Below are 7,965 nucleotides of genomic sequence, written 5' to 3'. Positions count from 1 at the left end.
GCTACACGCCGAAACAGCGCTTGGCACAGGCCGCATGACCTCTACTTTTGAGTGCTCCAAAAAATGGGGGGATTACCGTTGCTGAAAACATTTGACCGGAATACCAATCACTTGAGGACCACCCCATGAGCAAAACACTGGAAATGGCACTGCGCCTGTTTTCACCAAAAGGAGATCTCCATGAACCGACCACCCATAACCTCAGCGCTCTTGGGCGTGACGAGTTAATTGGTGCGCTACAGATAGCCTCCAAGGATAATCCCCAGGGGTTGCAGTATCTGATGGCTGATCACCTGGTCGACAACAAGCTATAGAGGCGCTGCAGGCTCACTTCAATGATGGCCTGTGTAATGCGGAGGTAGGGCGCATTGGCTATCCTGCTACGACGTTCACTGCCAGAGCAATTGGAGAGGCTAATTCTGTCTCATCCCTACTATGACAAAGAGCGCCGCCGTGCTGCAGTGGTAATGGAGAAGGCCAAGCGGGCTCACCGTCACGGTAAGGATCATGAATATCTGCGACTGCTAGATAAGCGTAATGCCATCCTAAATGCCGCGCATGGTCGCTGTGTTGATGAGATGCTGATATCCTGGCGTTGTCCACATTGCACTGGAACCGGCAGGCGGCTACGAATCGGTGGCGAGTGTCCTAATTGTCATGGTACCGGGCGTGTGGCCCCTGACATTGCTCTGGTCTCCCGTCGATTCGGAGGGGAAGTACAACTATCTGCTGAGAGGATAGTGGATGAGGTGATCTACCAAGCGTCAGATCTCACTAAGGCTATGGAGCGGCAGGTTCGGGAAATGGTCATGGAGTGAGGTTCTTCCTATCGTGTCAGCTCCCATGTGGTCACTGTGCTTAACTCATGTAGGCGTTGCTTTTTTTGGTTGCTTTGTTTTTATACATTTTCCTGTCAATGATATCTAAGGTCGTATCTATGTCGGACTCAAAGCGGTTATAGCCAAATGAAAATGACAGCTGAGGATAATTCTTTTGGAATTTGGTTTTGAATCGTATTTCGATTTCTTGCAATGCCTCTTTCACATCTACATCTTCAGTACAGTCGATGATGATAAGGTACTCATCACCCCCCATTCTTACAATGTAGTCATCATGCCGGAAGGTTTGCTTCAAAATATTGGCTACATCACACAAAACTTTATCACCTGCTAAGTGACCAAATGAATCGTTGATGTATTTGAAATTATCAAGGTCCATATAAATCAGTAGGTTATCTGATTTTAATTGTAGATCTTCTAGAATACTTCGATTATAAATTCCAGTCAGCGGGTCCGTTTTAGCTTGTTTTTGGTACAACATTTTTTCATTGTATGAGTCAGTTATATCTGTTGCTAAGGTAAATATATACACCTCATCCTCCACTACACTCTTAAATTTTGTGACATCAAAATAATGCACGTTATCGTCAAATTTAAACGACATGATTTTGTTGGATTCTTCATTGTTATCCATATATGTTAGAGTCAAGTCATGGCATTGGGCAAATACATTTGCGACATTGCCATCGACTAAGTCACAGATATCATCATTCGTTAAACCGATAATGTTCATATCTGTGAGACTTGCAACCCATTCTCTAAATGGTTCATTTATATAGACAATTCGGTGTTTGCTGTCCCTTACTGATAGAAAACCAGGAAAATATTTAATAAAAACATCAGAAAAGTTTATTGCTGTTTTGCTCATGAAGATACCGTTATTAATAACCATTCCCGTAACATCAAGTGTAGTTGTTTGCAACAATCACACATCGCTAATCTGTTTAGTGCCTTAGGAGGAGCCTTCACATACAACAACATGAGCAGGGATAATTAAGGCTACCTATGACGGCAGATTAAGTGGGGCAATATGCACGGTTCTAAGGCAGAGATCTAGCGCAGCTGATATGATTGATATCAAGCATAGCTTATCGCCAAGTTGACTACATCAGAGAAGAACGGAAATTATCATTCATATAGTCCATTGTTTTTAAACAGCTTACTGTTGTTGTAACGTTTCCGTGCTATTCGCGCTCAGCCATGTTTGCGAGGTACTGTCATTGATGACGACCGTTCCTTAATTTTTTTTAAAAAATATGTTGCAGAGATACATTGAATGCATAGATGAGCAAGATAGCGGCAAACATGACCATGTTGTGATTAATGCTTCTGGTTGAATTCACCCCGCCGTCCCAGCGTTAGTATTGCTTAAAGATGACCAGAGTCACCGTGACCTTGGTCTTTTTCATTTCTGGCTCGCCTGGTGCGGGCTTTGTCGTTTCTGGAGGGGAGGGGGAGATAGGTGGCGTCACTATAGGGGGACCAAGATTGTGCCGCTTGTTGTTGTGTCAGGTGATAACTAGATCTGTACAGTGGGTTGAGAGAAGCTAACCGGACGCTAGCTCTATGAGTGTTTGAGTTAAGGTGAATTATAGCGACCGAAATACCGGCAATGACAAGTCCGTTGCCTTGCTGGTTGCCCCGGGTGTTAAGACCGTCTGATAGATCCGCTTGTGAGCAATTGATGGCGGGTGCTTCCGATTTGCTGGGGAGAGGATGCCAGCTTTGAAGATCAGGATGCGTTGCGCTTGTTGGCATTACTGCTCGACATATTGCTTCGGGGAGGGCGTGGTAGTCGTCAGGCCAAGCTGGATGCACTCACACCAAGCGTGATGAAGCAGCGGGCGCTGGTGGCCAGATCCCCGAATACTGGTTCGGTGGTGCGTGGTAGCTGGCGGCGCAAGTCTCGCAATCAGCTGGGCCATGCCAGCTGGCTGGATGTGGTAGAAGCCGCTCTCTGGTGCTTCTGGCATGGGGACGATTCGGCCAGCGGCGAGGTATTGCTCGGCTTACTGCTGGGGCGGGATGAGCGAGTGCGGCTTGTTTATGGTCTGTTGGTGGGGGCTTTCTACATGGGTGAGCCTTTCAAGCTCGAGTGAGATTGTTTGAATGCCTCAGTAAGTGATTAAAATATAAAAGTAAAATGAACTTATGCAGTTTATGTCCACGAACTTCTGCATGTGGTGTTTCAAAAATGAAACAGCTGGACGGGTCTGGCTTGGCTCTTTTACGGTAAAAATGGATGAAATCCTGTCGGTTTAAGTTGCTCAGTCGAAGAGTGTTACTATCTATAGCAATGCCCCTCAAATTTCACCACGTCCCAATTGTGTACCACTCTCATCAGAGTTATAACAATAAATCCTTATAAATCAAGCCATTAAAAAATACATATTGAAAAACGTGGAAATAGAAGGTAGGCCCATTGCCTGGTTGTGCTGTTTTGCTCATGTTGCTCGAGATGAGGTATCCGATGACGGCGGCTAGCGCCTGGGTGGGCGGTGCCAGGCACCACAATTGTGTGCATGGTAAACCATAGCGCAGGCAGAACGAAGGGCGAGCCGTGCAGGTGGCGGTTTATTGGGCGGTAGCTCCCGACATCTTGTGCACTTCTGTCTGGCTCACCGGGACTATACGACCAATTTATCTCGTAGGATGCGATGATTTTTTATGACATCAGAATGTTAGCCTGGTCCCATATCCGCTGGTTATAAGGGGTATAACCAGCGTGTGACAGCGGGAGCCTTTAGACTGCAGGCCTCAAAACAGCAATTTTGCAGGTGGTGCAGTTATGGTGATTACTCTGGGTCCACAGTTCAACGGCAAGGCATCCAAGCGGATGCATGTGATGGCCAAACCTATCGGGGCCGTGTGTAACATCGACTGTACCTACTGCTACTACCTCAGCAAGCAGGATCTGCTGGAATACAAGAAGGGGTGTTCGCCCCAGATGGACGAGCAGACCCTTGAGACCTATATCCGCCAATATATCGAGGGGCAGAACACCCCCGAGATCATCTTCTCCTGGCAGGGGGGCGAGCCGACGTTGCTCGGGCTCGACTATTTTCGCAAAGTGGTCGAGTTGCAGCGCAAATACCAGCCGCAAGGGGTGGTGATTGCCAACGACCTGCAGACCAACGGCATCCTGCTCAACGATGAGTGGTGTGAATTTCTGGCCGCCAACAACTTTCTCATCGGTCTGAGCATCGATGGCCCCGAGTTGCTGCACAACGCCTATCGGGTCAACCGAGCCGGGCGCGGTACCTTCAATCAGGTGATGGCGGCGGTGGCGTTGCTGCATAAATACAAGGTGAAGTTTGCCACCCTGACTTGCGTCAACAACCTCACCAGCAAGAATGCGCTGGAGGTTTATCGCTTCCTGCGTGATGAGGTGAAGTCGCCCCAGATGCAGTTTATCCCCATCGTCGAGCAGAAGAGTTTTCGCACCACCGCGCCCCAGACCTGGCAACCGCAGGAGCAACTCAAACAGGGGGACAAGCGCCTCAATCCCTGGCACAAAAATTCGGTGGTCGAGTCCTGGTGCGTCTCGGCCGAGGGGTGGGGGGATTTTCTCATCACCATTTTCGATGAGTGGGTGCAGCGGGATCTGGGACGGGTCTTCGTGCAATATTTTGAGGCGAGTGTCGAGACCTGGATGGGACGCAAGAACCCCCTCTGTACCTTGGGGGAGATCTGCGGCAAGGGGCTGGCGATGGAGCCCAACGGCGATGTGTTTGCCTGTGACCACTATGTCTATCCCAAGTACAAGATCGGCAATATCCACCATCAGCCGCTCAGTGAACTGGCGTATTCGCCCGCCCAGCAAGCCTTCGGCTTTGCCAAATCGCGCAGCCTGACCCGCCAATGCCAGCAGTGTGACTACCAGTTTGCCTGCTATGGGGAGTGCCCGAAGAATCGCTTTATTCGCACCCACGAAGGGGAAGCAGGTCTGAATTACCTCTGTGCCGGTTGGTACAAGTTTTTCAGCCATATCGATCAGTCGATGGCCTATATCCTGCGCCGTGCCGGTTACCCTGTGGCCCATGGCAAGTATCGTGATGCGGGGATGAATAACGGCGTCATGACACATGGTCAGAGGAAATAAGCGATGCAGAGCATGTTGAGTCGCTGCGAGTTCCGTCACACCCGCTCCGGCACCATGGGCGCCTTGTGGCTGGCCCTTGGCATGACCCTGTCTGGCGCAGCGCTGGCGGTAGCCAGCCCTGAGCCGCCGGTCACCACATCAGCGAATGGGGCACCCACCGCATCCGTGGCAGTCACTGCGCCCTCAGCCGCCCAGATCCAGCAGTGGGCCTACAGTGCGCAGGATATCTCCCTGCCAGTGGTGGAGCGGGCCGATGCCCTGCGCCAGCTGGCGGCTTATCCGAACCAGAACAGTCTGGTGGCGGTGGCCAGAGGCCTGCGTGATGAGCATGCATTGGTGCGCGAAGCGGCGGTGATTGCCGCCGATCCCTATCAGTTTGCGCACCGCTGGCGACTGCTCTCACCGCTGCTGGCTGACAGCAGTGCCGAGGTTCGCCGCGCCGCTACCCTCAATCTGGCTCGCGATTATGGCGCCATGAATGAGGGGCAACTGAGCGCCATTGGCCAGCCGCTAGCGGAGGTGAGCGAGTATCTCGCCCGGCAGCAGGACCCTGCGCAGCAGCTGTTGCAGGCAGATCTCTATCGCTGGACCCGGCAGTGGGACAAGGCGCAGGCAAGCTACGAACAACTGCTTGCCAATCAGCCCGATAATCCCCAGCTCTGGCTTGGCCTCTCTGACAACTTGCGGGCCCAGCAACGTGATGCCGAGGCGCTGGCCTTGCTCAACAAGGGGATTCTTGCGTTGCCGCAGAATGCCAACCTCCATTACGCCAAGGCGCTGACCCAGGTGCGCCTCGATCAGAAGAGCGAAGCGGCAGTCACCATGGCACAGGCAGCGGAGCTCGCTGGCAATAACAGCTACTTCTGGTATCTCAACGGGGTGCTGCAAGAGCCGCTGGATCTCGAGAAAGCCATCGGCTCGTTCGAGCTTGCCTACCGGATCTCCGGCGCGCCGGAGCAGCTCTATGCGGTGTGCGATATCTACCTTCGCCACGATCACCCCAAGAGCTACGCCTGCATGAGTGAACTTGGCAAGATAGCGCCCCCCGAGGTGCTGGCCGAGCTCAATAGCCAGCGCGCGAGCAAGACGAGCACGCCGCCGGTTTCCGCTGGCCAGTGATGGCTGCCACTTCTCTTACTGCACAGGTCAGGCTATGACGATCATACCGTTCAAATTCGCAATTCCGTTGCTGGCGACCACCCTGCTGGTGGCCGGCTGCACCCTCTCGGTCAAACAGGGCAACCAGCCGCTCCATACGCTGCGACAGAAGATTGAAGCGGACATGGTGCTGGTGGAAGGGGGCCGTTTTGAGATGGGCTCCAACGACGCTAGCGCCAAAGCGAGCGAAGGGCCGCAGCATGCGGTCTCGCTCAACAGCTTCTACATGGCAAAATTCGAGGTGACCCAGGATCTGTTCGAGGCGGTGATGGGCCCCTCCATCAGCTATTTCCAGGCGCCGGATGTACCGGTCAACAACCTCAGTTGGCAACAGGCCAATCTGTTTGTGACAAGGCTCAATGAGCTGACCGGCGCTCACTACCGCCTGCCCACCGAAGCTGAGTGGGAGTATGCAGCCAAGGGGGGCAAGCTGAGTAAAGGTTATCGTTACAGCGGCTCCGATCAGATTGACGAAGTGGCCTGGTACAGCGGCAACGCCAAGAATCGCGCCTATCCGGTGGGGCTGAAAAAGCCCAACGAGCTGGGGCTATACGACATGACCGGCAATGTGGGGGAGTTTGTGGCTGATGCCTATGAAGAGACCTTCTATCGCCACAGTCCTCAAGAGAATCCGAACAATGCCCAGGAGAGCAAGAGCCACCTCGCCCATAAGTCGGTGCGAGGCGGCAGCTACGCCTATGAGGCTGAATTGTCTGAAAATTTCCGGCGTGATTTTGCCAGCCAGTCGGTGATGATGGCAGACATGGGATTGCGACTGGTGCGAGATGCCCGTTAGGACTGAACGATGGAGGTGGTCAGCCCCAGCTCGCTGACCACTTCGAACAACTGCTGGCGCAGCCAGCGGTGGCCAGCCTCGGTGGTCCGGCTGGGATGCCAGATGGCCGACAGGCTGAATACTGATTCCTCGAAGGGGAAGGGGAGTACCCGCACATCATACATGCCGGCAAAGGTATTTATGATGGAGGTGGGCAAAACCCCGATGATCTCGCTGCATGCAATGATGGGCAGCATCTCCATGGCGGTCGGCACCCGTACCACGATATTGCGGTTGGCCATTTGCGGCAGGTGCTCGGCGGTGATCATGCTGCCTCTGACCTGCCACTGGGCCAACGCCACATGCTCCTCGGTAAAATAGGCCTCCACCGTCAAGTTGCTGCCCAATCGCGGGTGGTTGCTGGCACACACCACCTTCACTTGCTCGCCATAGAGCACCTCGCTCTTGAGCATGCTGCGCCCGCTCTGGGTCATGTCGATGATGAGATCATAACGCTGCATCCGCAGGTCACTCTCCATATCCTCGGTAAAGAGGGGATGTACCTCGAGCGAAATACCTGGGGCGTGTGCCCGGATCTTGCACAGCAGCGCCGGGACCAGTTGGGCGCTGACCAGTCTGACACAGGCGATGGAAAAGACTCGCTGGGAAGTGCGTGGATTGAAGGTGCGCGAGGTCGAGAGGGTCGAGCTGAAGTTTTTCAGCGCGGCCGCCATCGCCGGATAGATGTCGATGGCAAACGAGGTGGGCTCCATCCCCACGACCTTGCGATTAAACAGAGGATCACCGTAGATCTCCCGCAGTCGCTTGAGGGCCTTGCTGACGGCGGGTTGGCTGATTTCCATGCGTGTCGCCGCCCGGGATAGGCTGCGCTCTTCATAGATGGCGACAAAGATCGGGATCAGGTTCAGCTCGGTACTTCTGATGTCTAACAAGAGAGGCCTCGTTACATGCTCGTGGAAAAATCACACTGCCTTGGCACTGCCGGGTAGCCGGAGGGGAGAACCTGCCACACCAGCCAGTATCCCACTTTGGCAGTGTAATGAAGTGGGCAAAGTGGGACAACCAGTGCA

Annotated in this window: 8 protein-coding genes; 6 read left to right on the top strand and 2 right to left on the bottom strand. The window is 53.2% G+C overall.

All coding sequences use genetic code 11. From position 1 onward, the window contains the following. Positions 1-125: 125 nt before the first annotated feature. Together OKC43_RS09395 and OKC43_RS09390 are read left to right on the top strand one after the other, a co-directional pair. Positions 126-314 (top strand): hypothetical protein, encoded by a 189-nt coding sequence (locus OKC43_RS09395; protein WP_236272544.1) that lies wholly within the window; start codon positions 126-128, stop codon positions 312-314. A gap of 54 nt (positions 315-368) precedes the next feature. Then, entirely contained in the window at positions 369-818 is a 450-nt protein-coding gene (locus OKC43_RS09390) for a TIGR02642 family protein (RefSeq protein WP_265344155.1), read from the top strand. Between the two features lie 40 nt (positions 819-858). On the opposite strand, the gene OKC43_RS09385 is transcribed toward OKC43_RS09390, so the two are convergent. After that, the gene (locus OKC43_RS09385) at positions 859-1,707 is read right to left on the bottom strand and encodes a GGDEF domain-containing protein (protein ID WP_236272543.1); all 849 of its coding nucleotides are present in this window, start codon (positions 1,705-1,707) and stop codon (positions 859-861) included. 823 nt (positions 1,708-2,530) lie between these two features. Between OKC43_RS09385 and OKC43_RS09380 the strand changes: the two genes are divergently transcribed. The 4 genes from OKC43_RS09380 to OKC43_RS09365 all read left to right on the top strand — a co-directional run bounded on the left by OKC43_RS09380 (position 2,531) and on the right by OKC43_RS09365 (position 6,895). Next, complete coding sequence (locus OKC43_RS09380) at positions 2,531-2,938, top strand: ADP-ribosylglycohydrolase (RefSeq protein WP_236272542.1); 408 nt, start codon at positions 2,531-2,533, stop codon at positions 2,936-2,938. Positions 2,939-3,627: 689 nt separating this feature from the next. Then, positions 3,628-4,941, top strand: a complete 1,314-nt coding sequence (locus tag OKC43_RS09375; RefSeq protein WP_236272541.1) for an anaerobic sulfatase maturase — start codon at positions 3,628-3,630, stop codon at positions 4,939-4,941. A gap of 3 nt (positions 4,942-4,944) precedes the next feature. Next, a complete protein-coding gene (locus OKC43_RS09370; protein WP_236272540.1) occupies positions 4,945-6,060 on the top strand; it encodes a tetratricopeptide repeat protein in 1,116 nt (371 codons plus the stop codon). A 34-nt stretch (positions 6,061-6,094) separates the two neighbouring features. Beyond that, positions 6,095-6,895, top strand: a complete 801-nt coding sequence (locus OKC43_RS09365; protein ID WP_236272539.1) for a formylglycine-generating enzyme family protein — start codon at positions 6,095-6,097, stop codon at positions 6,893-6,895. Here OKC43_RS09365 and OKC43_RS09360 read toward each other — a convergent pair. Further along, positions 6,892-7,827 (bottom strand): LysR family transcriptional regulator, encoded by a 936-nt coding sequence (locus tag OKC43_RS09360; RefSeq protein ID WP_120414213.1) that lies wholly within the window; start codon positions 7,825-7,827, stop codon positions 6,892-6,894. The genes OKC43_RS09365 and OKC43_RS09360 overlap by 4 nt on opposite strands. Positions 7,828-7,965 lie beyond the last annotated feature (138 nt).

It is taken from the genome of Aeromonas sp. Y289-2 (assembly GCF_027705925.1).
Lineage (GTDB): Bacteria > Pseudomonadota > Gammaproteobacteria > Enterobacterales > Aeromonadaceae > Aeromonas > Aeromonas veronii.
The sequence above is the reverse complement of the archived record's forward strand: the minus strand, read 5'-3'. Positions and strand labels throughout refer to the sequence as shown.

Excerpts from the sequence above, each read along its gene's own strand:
- OKC43_RS09370 (WP_236272540.1), top strand. The coding sequence starts at position 4,945 with ATGCAGAGCATGTTGAGTCGCTGCGAGTTCCGTCACACCCGCTCCGGC.
- OKC43_RS09375 (WP_236272541.1), top strand. The coding sequence starts at position 3,628 with ATGGTGATTACTCTGGGTCCACAGTTCAACGGCAAGGCATCCAAGCGG.
- OKC43_RS09385 (WP_236272543.1), bottom strand. The coding sequence starts at position 1,707 with ATGAGCAAAACAGCAATAAACTTTTCTGATGTTTTTATTAAATATTTT.
- OKC43_RS09395 (WP_236272544.1), top strand. The coding sequence starts at position 126 with ATGAGCAAAACACTGGAAATGGCACTGCGCCTGTTTTCACCAAAAGGA.
- OKC43_RS09365 (WP_236272539.1), top strand. The coding sequence starts at position 6,095 with ATGACGATCATACCGTTCAAATTCGCAATTCCGTTGCTGGCGACCACC.